The sequence below is a fragment of the Legionella busanensis genome (assembly GCF_900461525.1).
GTDB lineage: Bacteria > Pseudomonadota > Gammaproteobacteria > Legionellales > Legionellaceae > Legionella_C > Legionella_C busanensis.
Genome location: NZ_UGOD01000001.1, coordinates 806,838 through 825,160 on the forward strand (window position 1 = coordinate 806,838; position 18,323 = coordinate 825,160).

Consider the following 18,323-nt stretch of genomic DNA (forward strand, 5'->3'; position numbering starts at 1 on the left):
AGGTTTCTTAGCCTACAAATCCATTAAATAAAATTTTTAATACTAATTTGCATTTTTATAATGGTATTTGTAGCTAAGGTTGCATTAATCTGTAATAGTGAATTGATTATCAACAACTTTGATAAAAGAAATAGTGGGAAGTAACCATTTATTTGATCAGTTTACAGGGAAGATTTAAATCCATAAAGCAAATAGCCTTACTTAATAGCATGGAGGATTCATATTTTAATGTTGTTGCATTTCTTATCAGAGAGCTCTAAAAGTTATAAAATTTTTAATTATTAATTAATACAACTTCCAATAAGGAAATGATAATGAAATATGCAGTGACCTTTTGTGTACTCGACAGAGAAGCTGGTAGTAATCCTTTCTGGCATAGTTGCCTCTTATTATCCCAATGGGAGGATAAGGGTAAGATAGAAGTAGTCGAACAGTGGGGGTTTTATGGTTTACCTACAACTACGCCCAATTCATTATTAAAGAAGGTAAAGCTAAGCTTAGGTTTGGATGTTGATTTAAATGGTAATCATGGCATGTTACGCCATGAAGAATTACGTTTTTTAGACTTAGGATGTGGTTTACGTGGGGCTACTTTTGAGTTATCAGAAGAAAAGTTTAAGCTATTACAGCAGCGTTGTAAGGTTGCTGTTGATGAGCAAGAACAAGCAATCAATGAGGTAATGAACCAACAGGGGTTAGCTGCAAAGGCAAAAAAAGATACAAGAATTTACCCTTATGAACATTGGTCTGCACAAATATATCAATTTGAAAAAGCTAAAGCACAAGAGCAGAATCGTGAATCAAGACTTAAACCTTTTGAATTAAATTTATCTTTAACCTTATGGGGACCTAGTCTCAAAGGCTCTTATACTTGTAAAACGCAAGCTTTGTCGCTCTTAAAAGGTATTTTAACAGAGCAACAGTTAAGTCGCTTAACAGAAAATGATAAACATCCAACTCTTCCTCTCTATAGTGGTCCTTTAGAAAAAATATTTTTGCATAGTGCAGGCCCTTTAAGGCAACACACTAAAAGATCAGGAAAAAAAGTACATTACCGTGCTTTAGAAGATAAAGATGTAAAACTCTATTGGACGCTACCGCCTCAGGAAATGGAAGTCCTTAGTGAGGAAACAAATAAATCCTTACAAATTTCTAAAGATTATGCAGATGAGGCTAAATTAGTTATCAGACGGTTACAGCGCCTGGAATGGTTGTTTAGAAATGCTACTTTACCTGATATCTATCAATCTTACCGGGAGCAATTAATTGAGCAAATATGTGATTATTATGATGCTTTTGCTCAAATAAATACGATGCAATCGCCACCTCTAAACGATAATAGTTGGTTTAGTTACTTATCCTTTTTAGGTGCAGTGCCAAGAAACAAAGGGGAGCAAGCCCTTTTAAAACAGGTTCAGCATGCAAAAATGCTTTTAAATTCTCTTTATATGGCCGTGGTTGATCAGTGGCAAATTGATCTTAATTATCCTTTTGAGCGCTATAAAAGGACATCAAATAAGCAATTTAGTAAAGAAGAAATGGATAATACTGCTGATGTTAATCTTTTTAATAAAGAAAATAGCTCCAATACTGATATGACAATGCCTCTAACCAACCAAGCTACAGCTAGTATTAATTATGTAAATGCCCTTGAAGCAGTAGCCTCTTATTTAAATTTAGAAGATAAAAAAGAGCTCTGTAATATTTTAGGTAGACCTTATATAGCAACTGAGAATAAAAATAATGAAGTTAATCAGGAGGTTAATTTTTCAATGAACTAGTAATACACTATAATTCTCAAATTAATAAGTTACTTTGATTAAACAGAAGTTAAGTTGCATTATTTCATTAAAAATTGCTTCTGTTTAATTAAAAATATCCTCGTTTTCAAGTCAAAATTTAGCTTATTTACTAACTTAATTATTTACCTTAAATACTTATAAAAAAAACAATAAAATTAATTTGCATACAAATTTGATATTTTGTATACATTTTCTTAAACTAAAATTAGATCACCCACTAAAATACCCATATGCACATTACCTTAAGCCTTACTAGTAATGAACTAAAGCTAGCGTTAACTATAGAAACTCATAGAATAAATCCTGAATGGGTTGTCAAGTGGGCAGTTACACATCCAGCTTTGGTTTTTATGAGCGCGGATGGTTGTTTTAACTTGATTCAAGGAACTTTTGTTGTTAAGGGAGAAAATATCAAAAAATTCTTAGAAGCTTTAATTACTCAAGGCAAAGATAGTGAGATTTCCACAAAATCTGTTAGTGAAACTTCAAGCGGTTCATCTTTGAGCATTCAGTCTATAGAGCATGCAAAATACCTGCATTCTGTACTCAAGGCTATACCGCTTGGGAATAGCTTCACTCCAGAACAATTTAATAAATTAGTTAAAATATGTGCTTTAAATTCCTCTGAAAATCTAGATGCTAAAACACGATTTAATAGAGTATATAGTATTCTTTACTCACCAATGCAAATGAGTGGTACTCTTTTTAGCCCAGATTTATCTAGGATAATTAATCAAGAGTTAAGTGCTACTGTTAATGAGGCTAAAATTGATAGTAAGAGTGCTTGTAGAAAGGTGTTTGTTTCTTTGGGCTGGATGGATGAAAAGGGCGAGCTAACAAATATAGCACCGCGAGAAGTTGTAGAAGCTGGCAATACGCCACCAGCTGCACCAGCTGCTTAAATTAAAAGTATTGAGCCTTTAATTTTCAAAATTATTACTAATTAAATGATTCCTTCTTTTAAACAAACATAAATTATTTATTTTTTTAAGTGTTTATCAATAAGGAAAAATTATTCTTACCGGCAAATTAATAAAAATTGACTAGAATTAAACAGTGATCTTTAAGCTAGAATTAGCTTTATTTTATAAATTAATTTAATTTAAATTATAATTTTTAAACTAAATAAGCTAATTTAAGAGTAGCTAAGTGACTTTTTAGAACAAACAGAAGGAAAGAAAAATGAAAAAGCTACTTATACCACCAAGTTTACTGTTGCTAGGGACATCTGCCATCGTGCAAGCACATGGTTCTATGGAGCTTCCAATTTCTCGTTCTTATCAGTGTTATAAAGAAGGTCCGGAGAATCCTAAATCAGAAGCTTGTAAAGCTGCTGTAGCTGTCGGAGGCAAACAAGCTATCTATAATTGGCATGAAATCAATCAAGGAGCAGCTAACGATAGACACCAAGCTATTATTCCTGACGGTACACTTTGTGCAGGAGGGCGAGATTTATTTCAAGGCTTAAACTTAGCTAGAGAAGATTGGCCAACAACTTTAATGAATGTTGAACCAAATAGGCCATTTCAGTTTATTTATCATGCGACAGCACCTCATCGTACTAAGTATTTTAAATTCTATTTGACCAAGGATAATTATGTGCCTTCACAACCTTTAAGGTGGGGCGATTTAGACGAGGCTTTTTGTACAATTACCAGTGTTACTTTAGAAAATGGACGTTATAAAATGAACTGTCCAATACCGGCTAATAAAACAGGTAAACATATCTTATATGTAATATGGCAACGTGCAGATAGTCCAGAAGCATTTTATTCTTGTAGTGATGTATTTATTAAACAAGCGACATCAACTGCAAGCTGGCACGAATTAGATACCTTATACAATACTGCTGATGTTGTACCGGGTACGACAGCTTATCTAAGATTATTTAAGAACGGGTCAGAAGTAGAGAGTCATAGTATTGTTACTGATCAAAGTAATTCAAGTGCAACACAATGGCCTTATACTCTTGCCCAAAAGGTTAACAGTCAATCAAACCTTTTACAAATTGGGCAACTGGATCCAGCTTCAGGTAATATAATTTTGACACCAGGTAGCGCTTATAAAGTTTATATTAAAGATAACAATGTAAGTAATTATCGCATGGCAGTTGATCTAAAAAATCCTGGTGAGATAGTAGACTATATTTACCCTGATGGCATAGCCAATTACAAAGCCGGTACAATTGTGATGGGGCGTAATGATCATAAGAGATATCAGTGTAAACCTTGGCCATACTCTAGCTGGTGCACCCAATCTCCCGCTTATTATGAACCTGGGGTTGGTTTAGCTTGGACGCAAGCTTGGAATCTTTTAAATTAACAATAAATTGTAACTTAGTATAAGCCAAAGAGGTATAATGGCTTATACTAAAATGATAAATAAATAACTGCCAATTGTTATTGCTTATTTATTAAGTGTTCTAAATGAATTTGCAATATCCCTTGTTAAGTGATTTAAGTTAGTATTCATACTTTTAACCAAAGCTTCGATAGTTACAGGTTCATTAACTAATTTAAGGCGATAAAATACATTATACTTTTTAACCAAAGATTCCTTAGAAAAAATAACATAATCAGCTCTTAAAATACTATCGCCCTTATAATCAATTTCAAACTGAAAAATATCAATTTGGATATGGTAATTAGGTTTAAACTTAGTATCCCACGGGTATCTTGCAATAACTGCACCTGGCAATAATGTAGTTAAATTAGCCTCAATAACACGTTCTATATTTTTATTTAAAGATTCAACCCAGCGATGGTACTCCTTTAATTGCACCTTGTAAGGGGTGTAATTAATCATTAATTGTGGTTTTTCAGTATATTCGGGCACTTGAATTTCATCTATGCCAATTTGCATGTCTTGATGTAGTACTTTACTTTGCTCAGGATTAATCGGATTTAACAGATAAAATTCTGCTTCTTTTGAACGACCGCAAGAAAACAATATTAATATGCATAAAACAAGGCTAATTATTCTAAAGATCACGGTTTACCTCGTAATAGTGTTTCGGGGTGTCGTGATAGATAGTCACTCAAGTTTTCGAAGGAATTAGCAGCTTCTGCTATCTCTTTTACAGAGCGATTAAAGTAAGTAATGGCCGGTGGTAAATAATCATCAAGATTGAGTGTTAAGCGATTAAAGTTATTTATAGCAGACGGGAGCCGGTTATCAAGGTTGCGCGTTAATTGATTAAAGCTATTAATAGCCGATGGTAGTCGATTATCAAGATTACGTGATAATCGAGTAAAACTATTAGCCATTTGTTGTGTAGAAGTTACAGTATCTTTAAAGGCAGGGGAACGGATAAATTTTGTAATCTCTTCAATCATTATTTGAGCTGACTTTAAGGTTTCAGTAATTGTAGTAGGTTGCTCCTTAGTATTTATCGTAGGAAAAATAGGATAACCACGAAAATAGCTAGGTTGATAATTACTCAGTTTGATATTGCTTTTAACTAGTTCAATTTCAGCTACTCCAGTTAAAAAATTAGGACTAGAAATATTAGCAACAAAGCCATTTCTAATTAATAATTCAACAGGGTTTTGGGCGAAATCTAAGTCTTTCTCTACAAAAAATTCAACATAAACAGGAATTTCCACTTTATTTTTAACTTTATTTTCTGTAATTTCAATAAGCGCCACTTCTCCAACTTTTACACCTCGATAGGTTACGGGGGTCGTTGCACTTAGTCCTTTTAATGATCCTTTAAAAAACATAACAAACGTTTGCACTTTTGCTTGTGTATGTTGCTGATAAAAAAATAAACCCCCAAGAAACATTAAGACAAGGCCACCGACTACAAATATGCCGACTAAAGTGTAAAAAGGTTCATGACGCATTAATTTATCCTTAAAATTATCTTAGCGATCATTTAAATCCGTAGAACTTTTAATAAGGCGCCTATTACGATAATCCATAGAGCACCACGTGTTAAAATCCGAGATACAGCAGTGCGTAGAGGAATATGTATAATCGCAGCTAAATAATAATAATAACCAGCTGTTAAACTTACAATGGTAGCAAATAAAACTGTTTTGATGGTTCCAATCATTAAATTGGTAAGTTTTACTGCATGACTAATATGAAGCATATACTCATATAATGTCAGATTAAAGTAGTAATTAAATATATAAGCCAAACCAATTAAAGAAGCCGTAAGCGTATAGGCGTATAAAAGTACAGCACACATATTAGTGCCTATAAATATAGGTAATATGTAGGTAAGGATAACTTCGTGTGGTGTATGACGTAACTTTGTAATTCTAATACGGGTAATAATCAAATTAAGTGAAGATTGCACACACAATACTAATCCTATCAAAAGAGGCAATAGATCCCTCGTTAACATAGTTTGGGCAATTGGAAGAGCTTTCTCATGCAAATTAAAATTTTGTAAAGTAAAATAGAGGTTAAGACACAAAGTGCCCGCTGATAAAATACTAATAAGAGTAAGTGGAATAACAATTGCTGTTCCAGAGTTATAAAGAATCTTTAGTACATTAAGCCATGTAATAGTTGGAGGGCCAAAAACTGCTCTAATTGCACTATGACCTACATGACCTATAAACGCGAAAAAGAGATTAAATGAGAGAAGAATTCGAGTAGTATTCCTTCCTATCGCGTAGAAAAAAGTCATTTACTATCCTTGTACACTATTGATTAAATAAATTTGTAATTGTTCACTGATATTCAATATTTCTCTTCTGAACACTTACATAAATTCTATCAATAAGAGGATAGCAGAGGTTATTAACGAGGTTAATTCCTTTTAGCCCTTAACACATAAAATTTGTTTTAAAGTAAACAGTATTTCTACTAAATCTTCTTGAGATTTCATTACAGCATCAATATTTTTATAGGCAGCGGGGCTTTCATCAAGTATATTTTTATCCTTACGACACTCAACTGATTTAGTAGCTACCTTATGTTCAGCTAGGCTAATTGATTTTTTCGCTTGATGCCGTGACATCACGCGCCCAGCACCATGACTACAACTATTAAAGCTTTCTTGATTACCTAATCCTCTAACAATAAAAGACTTTGCACCCATACTACCAGGAATAATGCCTAACTCGTCTTTTTTAGCAGAGACAGCACCTTTCCGAGTAATGTAAACTTGTTTACCAAAATGGTTTTCTTCTGCAACATAATTATGATGACAATTGACCACGTATAAGTCAGTATGAATAGGTATACCTAAAAAATTACTTACTGTTTGAACAAGAATTTGCAACATAATATCTCTGTTACATTTAGCATAATTTTGAGCCCAGTTAACAGCATGAAAATAATCATCAAAGTGCTTTGTCCCCTTAGTAAAATAAGCTAAATTTCTATCGGGTAATTGACCTAGTGCGCCTTGCATATCATGTTTAGCTAATTCAATAAAATAAGTTCCAATGATATTACCTATTCCTCTAGAGCCACTATGTAACATTAGCCAAAGTTGTTGTTGTTCATCTAAACACAATTCTATGAAATGATTACCCCCACCCAGTGTACCAAGTTGACTTACTGGATTAGAATGATGCTTGGCTTGTTTAGCTGGCCCTATGGAAGGGTGTTTCTCTCTTAGAAAGAGATAACCTTTATTAAGTTTATCTTTCCAGATGTTAATAGCCGGTTGTGGTAGCGTTTGTTCTGTCCACTTATCAAATCCAACTGGAATAGTTTTTTCAATTGCTAGACGTAGTTTATATAAATCATCAGGTAAATCCTTAGCAAATAAATTGGTTCGCATCGCTATCATACCGCAGCCAATATCTACCCCAACAGCAGCTGGGATAACTGCTTTTTTAGTCGGTATAACAGAGCCTACCGTAGCACCAATGCCTAAGTGTACATCGGGCATTATAGCAATATGTTTATAGATAATAGGTAAAGAGGCTAAGTTCATAATTTGCTCTTTAGCATTCTCATCAAACATAACATGTTTTGTCCAGGCTTTTATTTTACTGGAGATTTGTAAATATTGAGTCATGGTATAGATAAAGATTAAAACCAGATAGATTAAATAATAGCAAAAATTTAAGCAGATTTTGTATCTTTCTTTATAAAAAGGAATGAAATAATAGGCCGTTTTGATTCTATCTATTAGCTTCCTGTAATAGGGAATGCACTATCGCGAGGATTCCTAAAATCAGGAAAGGAAGCATGAAGATGCGCAATTTTCCAAGCCTGGTCTTCCTCATCAATGCAAATGGTAATTCTTAAGTGCTCTAAAATGTAAGTTTGCCCGTCAATCCATAATTTCGCAATACAGTTAGCGCTAGCCCAGAAAGAATGAGCAGGCGCAGGATTAAAATTAATAATGGTAATTTCACTATCTTCAGATTGACTCCAAGCACGTAACAATTGCTCTTCAATTTCTTTCAATCCATAGCGATATTCATCAATACCTGTGCCCCACAAAGTAGCATTCTCTGTAAATAGACTCAGTATATGAGGTAAATCGCGATGTTTATAACTATCACAGAAATTTTTAAATAGCTTTTCGGCAGTAGAAAGATTATTTGAAGTATATTTTTGCGTGTGCATTATTTTCTCTGATTAATAAGTATCTATTCACTGAAGGAATAGAAAAATTTTATGTGATCTTACTTTGATTTATGCCCATTAATACCTTGTTGGCTTTCTCCATGCTCAAATTGCCTTTCTTTATTTTGGCCATGCTGTTGACCGCGGGTATTTTTATCTTGTTGATCTTCTTTCGAGTTATCTTGCTTTGGTTTTTTTTTATTATCCATGATTGCTCCTAGGTTAATAACAGAAATAAATCTTTACTTAGCCATTGGTTTAAGCATTTATTACTTCAGTAGGTGACTCTATTTTCGACCCAAATTCATTTTTCTTTAGCTCTTACCGGAGAAGGAAATGTATTTTAATGAGGATTTTTGATATTTTCTGCCTGCAAGTTTCCTGACATATAATTCTTTTATTAGCAAAAGTCCTTATACAATCCATTGTCGCCGGCCTAGAGGATCTAGGTTAAAACTTATTCATTAACCTATTATCTTATTATGTATGTTAATTATAACCTCTGTCAAATTAGAGCCTGTTAGCATTTAGTGTTGCAAGCTCAAAATCTGGATAATTTAGGGTAAATTTTAGATTGAATGAGGCGAATTGCAGCCCTATTTAACAAATTCAAACTGAAATTTACGCAAATTAGGCTGGTTTTGATCCGTGATAACAAATGCCAACAGGCCCTAAGATTAAGTAGAGAAATATATTTTATATCTACTAATTAATTTGAAAAAATTGGCTCTAAATTAGATTAATTAATGCCTTTTACTATTGACTAAACGGTTAGTATAAGTAATTGCTAATGCTGAAATCACTAAAGTTAAATGAATAACAACCTGCCACATAACAGCATAATTACTTTGTTTAGATGGATCTATAAAAGTTCTTAGCAAATGAATAGAAGAGATACCAATTAAGGCAACGGCAAGCTTAACTTTCATTGCACCTGCATCTAAGTGATCAAGCCATTCAGGTAAATCTGGATGTGACTGTAAGCTAAGCTCAGAAATAAAGGTATCATACCCACCCATAATAACCATAATGAGTAAGTTAGCTATCATTACAACATCAATTAAATCTAATACACCAAGCATAATGTGTGTATCATCAAAAGATTGAATATGAATAAGTAAGTGAAATAACTCAACAATAAATCGATAAGCATAAGCGCCTAAAATTAAAATAAGGCCAAAATATAAAGGTGCTTGCAGCCATCGACTAAGAAAAATAAGATGGCTGAGATTATTTTTTATAACATTCATTTAAAATTAAACCTTCACAGAAATAAAGGTATATTAAGGGAGTTAATTGGCTGAATCAAACAAAAATAACAACAGACTGTAATAAATCTGTCATGTTAATCATAGGTTTCCTGTAATCAAAAAATAAATTTTATTTATGAACTTGCCAAAGTGAATCAACAAAATAATTTTTCGAATCAAAAAAGTTTTTAACAATTGTAAAGCTACTTTTTTTAGCGAACTCCTTAATTTGTGATAATAAATATTTATATGAGAATTCTAAATGAATAGGCTCGAATTCAGAAAAATGAATGGATTTATCAAGTGCTTTGATAAAAACAGTTTGCTTTTGGGAACTAATAAGATAGCTTTCCATTGCTCCTGAATATACATTGTAAGGTGCATAGTGATAAAATAATGTTGCATCAAAATTAGCACCCAACTCCTGATTTAAACGATGTAATAAGTTAAAATTAAATGCGCGTGTAATACCATCCTTGTCGTTATAGGCGCGTAATAAAATATCAATATCCTTTCGCAAGTCAAATCCAATTAAGAAATAATCACCATCTTCTAAATAAGACCAAATTTCTTGCAGAAAATTTTGTGTATGGTCGTAATTAAAATTACCAATACTTGAGCCTAAAAATAACAATAAATTTTTTCTATAGGATTGTTTTTTTAACCATTGTAATCCTTTAAGATAATCAGAATTTAAGGCAACTAACGTTAAATCAGGAAAATCTTGGTTATATTGATTAATAATTTGATTTAAGTACTTATTAGAAATATCAATTGCATAATAGGTAAAGTCTAAAGAATTTTGCAAAAAATATTCAATAAGTATACGGCCTTTAATACCTTCTCCAGGGCCAAGTTCTATAAGATTAAAACTTTGTTGATTGAGTAAGTCAGCAATTTCAGCTTTATGATTTCGTAGAATTTCTAATTCGCAATTCGTTAAGTAATAATCCGGATGACGAGTTATTTTATTAAATAACTCACTTCCTTTTTCATCATAAAAATACTTAGATGAAATAAATTTTTTTTCACTTGTTAAACCATTTAATATATCCGTTAGAATGGTTTTATTCTTTTCAACTAAATTAGGTTGCTCCAATGTGGTTATATTTAAATTAGCAGTCATTAAAACTCCTTTTTAATTATCCTTTGCTAGTCGAATACCGCTAAATACCCATCGCTTTTCTGGCTGATAAAAATTACGATAAGTTGCTCGAATATGTTCTTGTGGCGATATACAGCAGCCTCCGCGAAGAACATATTGATTATTCATAAACTTCCCATTATATTCCCCAACTAAGCCAGAAAAAGGTTTATATTGAGGATATGCTGAGTAAGGACTAGATGTCCATTCCCATAGATCACCGAAAAACTGTTTTGCAGTCACATCTGTTGATTGATTATGGGCAGATTGTGGATGATAAAAATCTTGCTCTAAGAAATTACCATCTAATGGTAATTGATTTTGAGTTACAAAATATTCCCACTCTGCCTCAGTTGGTAGACGGCAAGATCGCCATCTTGCATAAGCATCTGCTTCAAAATAACTAATGTGGGAAACAGGCTCACAATAGTTTATAAGCTTTGATCCTGTTAATGTAAACTCATACCAACAATTATCTATATCTAACCAATATAAAGGTTTGGTAATAGCATTATTTTTTATCCAGTCCCAGCCATCTGCCAGCCATAAAGCAGGATCTTTATAGCCACCTGCTAGCATAAATTCCAAGTATTCTCCATTAGTAACAAGTCTGTTAGCAATTGAGAAGTTCGTTATAAAATGTTGGTGATAGGGAAGCTCATTATCAAAGCAAAAATTTATACCTTGATAACCCATTATAAAATTACCCTCTTCTACATCGATAAACTCTAGCGGTGTCTCACTTGCATGTGATTTAGATGTTTCCAGGGCCCAATAAGTAGGCAAATCAGGATGGAGAGAAAAATTATATTTAATATCCATTAATAATAATTCTTGATGCTGCTGCTCATGTTCTATACCCAAACGCATTAAAGAATAGAGGTTATTTAATTTATTAGATGATGATTTATTAATGAGCTCTAAAATTTGCTTATCAACATGGCCTCGATAACTATAGATGTCAGCTACAGACGGCCTAGATAATAATCCTCGATTTGCGCGGGGAAAAGGTTGATTGATTCCTAAGTAGTAAGAATTAAATAAATAATCATAAGACTTCTTAAAAGGTCGATAATATTTGGATTTTAGTAAAATAAAGGTTTCAAAAAACCAGGTTGTATGTGCTAAATGCCACTTTGGAGGACTAACATCCGGCATACCTTGAATAATATAATCTTCTGTAATTAATACTTGGCATAGTTTTTCAGTTTTTTCGCGAACAGATCGAAAAGAAGTCATTAGCTCTTTCTTAAAAATTTCTTCGTTCTCATAAATCGCTTGACTCACTTGCACGACCTATTCCTCCGGTTTAGCTTTGACCTTTAAAATGACGTTATTTATTAAAAGGCATCAATTATATTTAAAAATTACTTTTTACCTGTTTATTCTCTTGCAATAGTCATGCCGTTGATTTTTAATTATTAATTATGCCTGAATAAATTTGATGGCATAGTTTGTTATTAGTTCTATAATAATAGACGTAGGGAACAAGGATAAATAAAAGGAGATTGTAATGGCAGACCATAATTCTAGTAATAATGTTGCTATTGTTGCGATAGTTGTCATTGTAGTAATCATTGGTGTGATTCTTTATTATGTATTAGGGGATCATAATACGACTAATACAACGACTACACCGGCACCAGGAAATAGCACAATTAATGTAGAAACACCTAGCGCTACTGTTCCTGCATCTAACACTACAGTAAATAGTTCTACAACGACTACAACAGATGTACCTGCAACGACTGGTACTACAGGAACTACTGGTGGAACTACAGGTACTGGTACTACAGGTACTGGTACTACAGGTACTGGTACTACAGGAACTACTGATACAGGCACTGGTACCACAGGAGCTGGCAGTAATAATCAATAAGCGTACAGTTCCATTAAGCAATAAGAAGAACTTAAGTTCTTCTTATTGCAGTTATTTTAAAGAATCTAAGCAGTTTATTATTGAGCCGTATTTGATGTGTTTGTAGTATTAGATTGGTTAGAAGTACTTGCAGCGTTATCCATTTTATCTAATTTCTTTTGAATCTGCTGTGCCTCTTCTAAATGTTTAACTAAATGCTTACGGGTTTCAGTTAACTGATTTTTTAATTTCTTATTACTTACACTAGGTAATAAATCATTATCGAATAACTGTATAGCTTGCTGGTGATCCTGTACCATTGCATCAATATAAGCCTTGTCTAACGCAGCACCGGTTAGGGGATTTAAAGTGTTTAATTCATCTTGTCCTTTTTGCTTTAAATTATTAGCTGTATCATTGTGGATAGGCGAGCCGATACTATGACTAAGCTTCATTGTTTCTTTTAAGTTTTTAGAGTGTTCTTTAGCTAGCATCTTTGCATATTTTTTGACTGAAGAATTAACATCTTTCTTTTTAGTAACAAGATCAGCTGCTGATATTTCATTTTGATTTAATACCACCAAAATACCTAATATCTGGCTGTCTTTTTGGTTTTGCTGGTTATTAGCTTGTTGATTTGAGCTTGTATTAGTTTGATTTACATTACCAGCGTTATGCTGAGTAGCTGTTGTTTGAGTAGTTGCATTATCAGTACTGTTAGTTGTAGCTGCTGCAAATACGATAGGCATAGTAAAAGTAGAAAGCAGGCTAAGTGTAGCTAATTTAAGTTTCATAATTAAAGTCCCTTTTAAGTTAGTTAAAATCCAAAATAATATAGCATAGTCAATTTGGTTTGTTCTATTAGATTAAAATAAATTCTATCTATATTAAGACGGTAACTGATTACTGTTAGTTGAATTTGTTGTTTTAGGATTCCATTCAGACACCTCAAATCCATCTACAGTAACCTGACTAGATTCAAAGTCTTCATAGGTTTTGATAGGTTTAATAATTTCTTGTGCCACATAAATAGTATTAGGCTTGGCATGTTTTTGCATGTGTCCGGCAATATCAATAACTCTATCACTAAATTCTTCAAGTGGCGTTGATAAATCATAATATACAAATCCCGTATTTACACCACAACGTACTTTAAAATCTGCTTTCATCATTTTTGTGTGTTTATTAAAATTATCTAAACCAGAGATAATTTGACGAGCTGCATTGATAGCTTGTTCAGTCGTATTAAAGCAGGCCATGACCCCATCTGGCGTCCAAGAAGCCTTTATATATCCAGCATCCTTAAATTTATTGCAAACAAAGTTACGATATTCATTAAAATCACTTTCCACAATAACCGGATCTTCACCTTGTTTCATGCCGGTAGAATCGACAACGTCAACTGCTAAAAACGAAAGATTTCTGCCTGTTTTTTCTAGTTCCTTTTTTAAAAGAACAAATTCTTTTAATAATTGTTGTCTATTTTTGCCTGTAGGATTATGCTCAAGTTGCTCTTCCAGTTTATTTATAGATTGACGTTGTTTTTCAGTACCTGCTTTACCCTTTAATAAACCTAGCTCTTTTTTCATCTTAGATCTTCGGACTTGTTCTTTTAGTGCTATTTTTGCTTGCGTAGTGAGAATAGATAAAATAATGAAGAAAATAATCGTAATTGGCCTAGACATATCTTTACCAGATATCGTAGTAGGGACATATTTTTTAACGTTATTGTTTATTGTTTTTTCGAAATTGACTATGGGTGTTAAATAATTATATTTGTTTATATTAGTAATATAGGGCTTAGCAAGTCCAAATAAAGTAAGGAAAATAAAAATCCAAATAACTAATTTTACTAATGTTAACAAATGAAATAGGAGATTATTTAATATTCGCATATCTCGTTCCTACATTTTTCTTATTTCAAGTATAGCAATTTGTTTTGCTAAAGAATTATGGTAATTTGAGATTGTTAAATTAGGCAGTTGCTAAGTGGCTATTTAAAATAGGTTTTTTAAGTTTAAGCTTAATATGAAGCTTATTTAAATCAATAAATCTAAGTTTTTAATAAGGGCTATTATGATTTTAAGTAGATTTTTTATTTATACGTTATTCTTTCTAAGTTCTACTTACTTATATGCTAGTCCAAACCCTAATAACTCTTTAACACAAGCACTCCATTTAGATTGGTTAGATAACAAGGTATTTCCTAGTGAAAATTTTTATAAATATGCTAATGGCACATGGCAGAAAACCCATCCAATTCCTCCTCAATATGCCAGTTGGAGTACATTTAATATCCTACAGGAAGATATACAAAATAAGCTTCATCTATTGTTAATTAGTGCTGCTAATAAACCCTCTACTTCAGGAAGTATCGAACAAAAAATAGGCGATTTTTATGCTAGCGGTATGGATACAGTTACAATTGATAAATTAGGCTTTATGCCACTAAAACCTTTTATTAATCAAATTAATGACATTAAAAACCAAATTGATTTGCAAGCTGTTATTACGCAATTGCAATTAATAGGGGTCGATGTACTATTTAATATTAGTAGCATGACAGATTATAAAAATAGTCAACAAGTGATTGGCGTAGCGGTACAAGGAGGCTTAGGTTTACCTGATAGGGACTATTATCTAAAGGAAGATCCTAAATTTAAAGCTATAAGAGAAGCGTATTTTACTCATATTGCTCGTATGTTTGAACTGATAGGTGATAGTTCATCACTTGCTAAACAAAAAGCAAAGACAGTAATGGATATAGAAACAGACTTAGCTAAAATATCGATGCCCCAAGTTAAACAGCGAGATATAAAAGCAACATTTAATATCAAGACTCGCAAAGAGTTAGAAGCGCTTATGCCTAATTTTTTTTGGACAAGCTATTTTGAAGCTTTAGGTTTACCAAATATCAAAACGATTAATATCGCAATGCCTGATTTCTTCATTGGAATCAATAGCCTATTAAAAACTATTCCTATAGATAATTGGAAGATATATTTACAATGGCATCTTTTAGATGGGTTTGCTCCCTATTTATCTCAACCCTTTGTAGATGAAGATTTTAATATGGTAAAGGCTTTAACAGGCGCACAAAAATTATTACCACGTTGGAAGCGAGTTGTAAGTACGGAAAACAGCCTCTTAGGGTTTGCAATTGGTAAATTATATGTCGAGAAGTATTTTTCTGAACAATCAAAAACGGCTGTGTTAGCCATTTTACACAATATCCGACAAGCTCTGGAAACTGATCTACAAACTTTAAGCTGGATGACACCAAGCACTCGAAAAGCAGCATTAGAAAAACTGGCTTTAATGGAAGAACGAGTAGGGTATCCAAATAAGTGGCGTGACTATTCACAATTAAAAATTGATAGAGGACCTTATGTTTTAAATGTCATTCGTGCTAATCAGTTTTTGCTTAAAAGAGATTTAAATAAAATTGATAAGCCTGTTGATAGAGAAGAATGGGAGATGACACCGCAAACGATTAATGCTTATTATGATCCTTCAATGAACAATATTAATATTCCCGCTGGCATTTTACAGCCACCGTTTTTTGATCCTAATGCGCCTGCTGCAGTAAATTATGGTTCTATTGGATTTGTTATTGGTCATGAGATTACGCATGGTTTTGACGATCAAGGGGCACAATTTGATGGACATGGTAACTTAAAAAATTGGTGGTCACCAAAAGATTTAGAGCGCTTTCATCAAGCGACTCAATGTATTGTTAAACAATATGCTGATTATAAAGTGGATGGTCTAGCTATCCAAGGTGAACTCGTAGTGGGTGAAGCCACGGCAGATCTAGGCGGTGTTTTATTAGCATATCTAGCGTTTCATAAGTCAGAAGCTTATAAACAGGCTAAAACTATTGCAGGTTTTATACCTGAGCAACAATTCTTTTTGGGCGCGGCGCACGTTTGGGCTGCTAATATACGTCCAGAACAATTACGTAACTTAGTAACAACGGATCCTCATCCACCAGCAGTTTATCGAGTTAATGGGCCTTTAGCGAATATTCCTCAATTTGCAACCGCATTTAATATCACAAGTCCAAGTCCGATGATAAATCCAAATCGCTGTGTTATTTGGTAACTAAAAGAAAAAAGATAGATAAATAGTAAAAATACTTTAAGTTTAAATAAAAAAGCTTTTAGTACTCATTATCTAAATTTTAAGATAAAATATGGTTTTTTTATTAGCAACTTTATGAAGTATCCACTCGTCTTAGCAATAATTAGATATAATATAGTTGATTAGAAAAGAAGTTTAATTAGGTCGAAAATGAGTTTATATACAATTGCAACTTTTTATCAATTTACGCCGCTTACCAATTACGAAGCAATGAAAGAGCCCTTATTAATGGTCATGAAGGAAAAAAATATTCGTGGCACCATTATTCTCGCTGCAGAAGGTATAAATGGTACGTTTTGTGGGGAAGAGGAATCAGTCACTTATTTAGAAAATTATTTAAAAAGCTTTACAGAATTAAGTGAGCTATCCTTTCGTAAAACCTATGATGATTTTAATCCATTTGATAAAGCAAAGGTAAAATTACGCAAAGAAATTGTCACTTTAGGTACACCTGAAATAAACCCTAAAGATGAGACAGGCATCCATTTGACACCCGAAGAATGGAATGAATTACTTACCGATCCTAATGTTATTGTCATTGATACACGAAACGATTATGAAGTGAAGTTGGGTACCTTTAAAGGCGCTACCAATCCAGAAACAGAAAATTTTAGAGACCTGCCTGAGTATGTGGAAAAACATCTTCTTGATAAAAAAGATAAGAAAGTTGCCATGTATTGTACTGGCGGTATCCGGTGTGAGAAATCCACAGCTTATTTAAAGAAATTAGGTTTTAAACAGGTTTATCAGCTTAATGGTGGTATTTTAAATTACTTAGCTACCATGCCTGTTGAAAACTCTATGTGGGAAGGTCACTGTTTTGTGTTTGATGAGAGAGTGGCTCTTGATCATAGCTTAAAAAGCTTAGAGAAGGGATCGATTGATACTGAGTGGAAAAATAAAAATAGAAAGAAATTAGAGCAATATTAAATTTTTGCTGGCCTTTTATCTAGTTTAATAACTTTTATTTAAAATTCTATTATAAATCATGCCCTTAATAGTCAAATTTTAGGATTAAGATTATCCACTTGTTCGGTTAATTCAATTGGAGGTTTATCTTAAAAATAAAAAAATATTAAAATTCAAAAGCTTAATAAGGATATTATTTAAATTCACTAATAAACTTATTTGTTAGAACAAACTTCTTGTGTTAATATTTTTTATTATGAAGATATCTAACCGTATAGTTAAGTATTTCTTTATCTTGAGCTTAATTTTTACTTTCATTAAGCCCGTTTCACTTTTCCTGAATAATCAGCCTTTATCAACCAGCCAATATACTCAGACCGCAGAATGTCCAACTAGAGCAGCAATAAATGCCTTGTGCCAATCTTCTACTTATTATACGGCTGAGGAACACTACTTAGGTTGTTTGCCCTATTTATTTATTCCTATTGGGCTATTGTTTTTTTCCTTACCTTATTTAGTTTCTACCCCGCCACATGACTCACCCTTTAAGCCACCTATTTAATTTATGTAATCTAGTTTTAAAAATTTAAGCAAATAATTTTGAATGCTGAACTTAGGTTAAAGCACTAATTCTTTAGCCGATTTAATCCTATTGCTTCAGTTGAACTTAGATT

The 18,323-nt window shown here is 32.7% G+C and carries 18 protein-coding genes; 7 read left to right on the forward strand and 11 right to left on the reverse strand.

Annotated elements, in window-relative coordinates:
- Positions 1 to 314 precede the first annotated feature (314 nt).
- The 3 genes from DYH30_RS03695 (at position 315) to DYH30_RS03705 (ending at position 4,124) form a co-directional block, all read left to right on the forward strand.
- Positions 315 to 1,781 carry a hypothetical protein gene (locus DYH30_RS03695; RefSeq protein WP_115330361.1) on the forward strand — a complete coding sequence of 489 codons (1,467 nt, stop codon included), beginning with the start codon at positions 315 to 317 and terminating at the stop codon, positions 1,779 to 1,781.
- Positions 1,782 to 2,032: 251 nt separating this feature from the next.
- The gene (locus DYH30_RS03700; protein ID WP_115330362.1) at positions 2,033 to 2,704 is read left to right on the forward strand and encodes a hypothetical protein; all 672 of its coding nucleotides are present in this window, start codon (positions 2,033 to 2,035) and stop codon (positions 2,702 to 2,704) included.
- A gap of 280 nt (positions 2,705 to 2,984) precedes the next feature.
- A complete protein-coding gene (locus DYH30_RS03705) occupies positions 2,985 to 4,124 on the forward strand; it encodes a lytic polysaccharide monooxygenase (protein ID WP_115330363.1) in 1,140 nt (379 codons plus the stop codon).
- A gap of 84 nt (positions 4,125 to 4,208) precedes the next feature.
- Here the strand turns inward: DYH30_RS03705 and DYH30_RS03710 are convergent, their stop codons facing one another.
- From DYH30_RS03710 to egtB, 9 genes are all read right to left on the reverse strand, one after another.
- On the reverse strand, positions 4,209 to 4,793 hold the full coding sequence (locus tag DYH30_RS03710; RefSeq protein ID WP_242604709.1) for a PqiC family protein: 585 nt from the start codon (positions 4,791 to 4,793) through the stop codon (positions 4,209 to 4,211).
- Positions 4,790 to 5,647, reverse strand: coding sequence for an MlaD family protein (locus tag DYH30_RS03715; protein WP_115330364.1), 858 nt, complete (start codon positions 5,645 to 5,647; stop codon positions 4,790 to 4,792). The genes DYH30_RS03710 and DYH30_RS03715 overlap by 4 nt, the downstream gene beginning before the upstream one ends.
- A gap of 32 nt (positions 5,648 to 5,679) precedes the next feature.
- Positions 5,680 to 6,444 carry an ABC transporter permease gene (locus DYH30_RS03720; RefSeq protein ID WP_115330365.1) on the reverse strand — a complete coding sequence of 255 codons (765 nt, stop codon included), beginning with the start codon at positions 6,442 to 6,444 and terminating at the stop codon, positions 5,680 to 5,682.
- A 132-nt stretch (positions 6,445 to 6,576) separates the two neighbouring features.
- Positions 6,577 to 7,734, reverse strand: a complete 1,158-nt coding sequence (locus tag DYH30_RS03725; RefSeq protein ID WP_278043130.1) for an RtcB family protein — start codon at positions 7,732 to 7,734, stop codon at positions 6,577 to 6,579.
- A 167-nt stretch (positions 7,735 to 7,901) separates the two neighbouring features.
- Positions 7,902 to 8,345, reverse strand: a complete 444-nt coding sequence (locus DYH30_RS03730; RefSeq protein WP_115330367.1) for a nuclear transport factor 2 family protein — start codon at positions 8,343 to 8,345, stop codon at positions 7,902 to 7,904.
- 59 nt (positions 8,346 to 8,404) lie between these two features.
- The gene (locus tag DYH30_RS17900; protein WP_160116148.1) at positions 8,405 to 8,554 is read right to left on the reverse strand and encodes a hypothetical protein; all 150 of its coding nucleotides are present in this window, start codon (positions 8,552 to 8,554) and stop codon (positions 8,405 to 8,407) included.
- 534 nt (positions 8,555 to 9,088) lie between these two features.
- Entirely contained in the window at positions 9,089 to 9,595 is a 507-nt protein-coding gene (locus DYH30_RS03735) for a TIGR00645 family protein (protein WP_115330368.1), read from the reverse strand.
- Positions 9,596 to 9,725: 130 nt separating this feature from the next.
- Positions 9,726 to 10,721: an L-histidine N(alpha)-methyltransferase gene (gene egtD, locus DYH30_RS03740; RefSeq protein WP_115330369.1), complete on the reverse strand. Its 996-nt coding sequence runs from the start codon at positions 10,719 to 10,721 to the stop codon at positions 9,726 to 9,728.
- A 12-nt stretch (positions 10,722 to 10,733) separates the two neighbouring features.
- The gene (gene egtB / locus DYH30_RS03745) at positions 10,734 to 12,032 is read right to left on the reverse strand and encodes an ergothioneine biosynthesis protein EgtB (RefSeq protein WP_207385775.1); all 1,299 of its coding nucleotides are present in this window, start codon (positions 12,030 to 12,032) and stop codon (positions 10,734 to 10,736) included.
- Between the two features lie 220 nt (positions 12,033 to 12,252).
- Here egtB and DYH30_RS03750 point away from each other — a divergent pair, with 220 nt between their 5' ends.
- A complete protein-coding gene (locus DYH30_RS03750; RefSeq protein ID WP_115330370.1) occupies positions 12,253 to 12,618 on the forward strand; it encodes a hypothetical protein in 366 nt (121 codons plus the stop codon).
- A gap of 77 nt (positions 12,619 to 12,695) precedes the next feature.
- Here DYH30_RS03750 and DYH30_RS03755 read toward each other — a convergent pair whose 3' ends face one another.
- Positions 12,696 to 13,391 (reverse strand): DUF4142 domain-containing protein, encoded by a 696-nt coding sequence (locus tag DYH30_RS03755; protein ID WP_115330371.1) that lies wholly within the window; start codon positions 13,389 to 13,391, stop codon positions 12,696 to 12,698.
- A gap of 93 nt (positions 13,392 to 13,484) precedes the next feature.
- Positions 13,485 to 14,492 carry an adenylate/guanylate cyclase domain-containing protein gene (locus tag DYH30_RS03760; RefSeq protein ID WP_115330372.1) on the reverse strand — a complete coding sequence of 336 codons (1,008 nt, stop codon included), beginning with the start codon at positions 14,490 to 14,492 and terminating at the stop codon, positions 13,485 to 13,487.
- 181 nt (positions 14,493 to 14,673) lie between these two features.
- Between DYH30_RS03760 and DYH30_RS03765 the strand changes: the two genes are divergently transcribed.
- The 3 genes from DYH30_RS03765 (at position 14,674) to DYH30_RS03775 (ending at position 18,211) form a co-directional block, all read left to right on the forward strand.
- On the forward strand, positions 14,674 to 16,701 hold the full coding sequence (locus tag DYH30_RS03765; protein WP_115330373.1) for a M13 family metallopeptidase: 2,028 nt from the start codon (positions 14,674 to 14,676) through the stop codon (positions 16,699 to 16,701).
- A gap of 189 nt (positions 16,702 to 16,890) precedes the next feature.
- Positions 16,891 to 17,670 carry an oxygen-dependent tRNA uridine(34) hydroxylase TrhO gene (trhO, locus tag DYH30_RS03770; protein WP_115330374.1) on the forward strand — a complete coding sequence of 260 codons (780 nt, stop codon included), beginning with the start codon at positions 16,891 to 16,893 and terminating at the stop codon, positions 17,668 to 17,670.
- A 235-nt stretch (positions 17,671 to 17,905) separates the two neighbouring features.
- The gene (locus DYH30_RS03775; RefSeq protein WP_479724376.1) at positions 17,906 to 18,211 is read left to right on the forward strand and encodes a lpg1681 family protein; all 306 of its coding nucleotides are present in this window, start codon (positions 17,906 to 17,908) and stop codon (positions 18,209 to 18,211) included.
- The last annotated feature ends 112 nt before the right edge of the window (positions 18,212 to 18,323 follow it).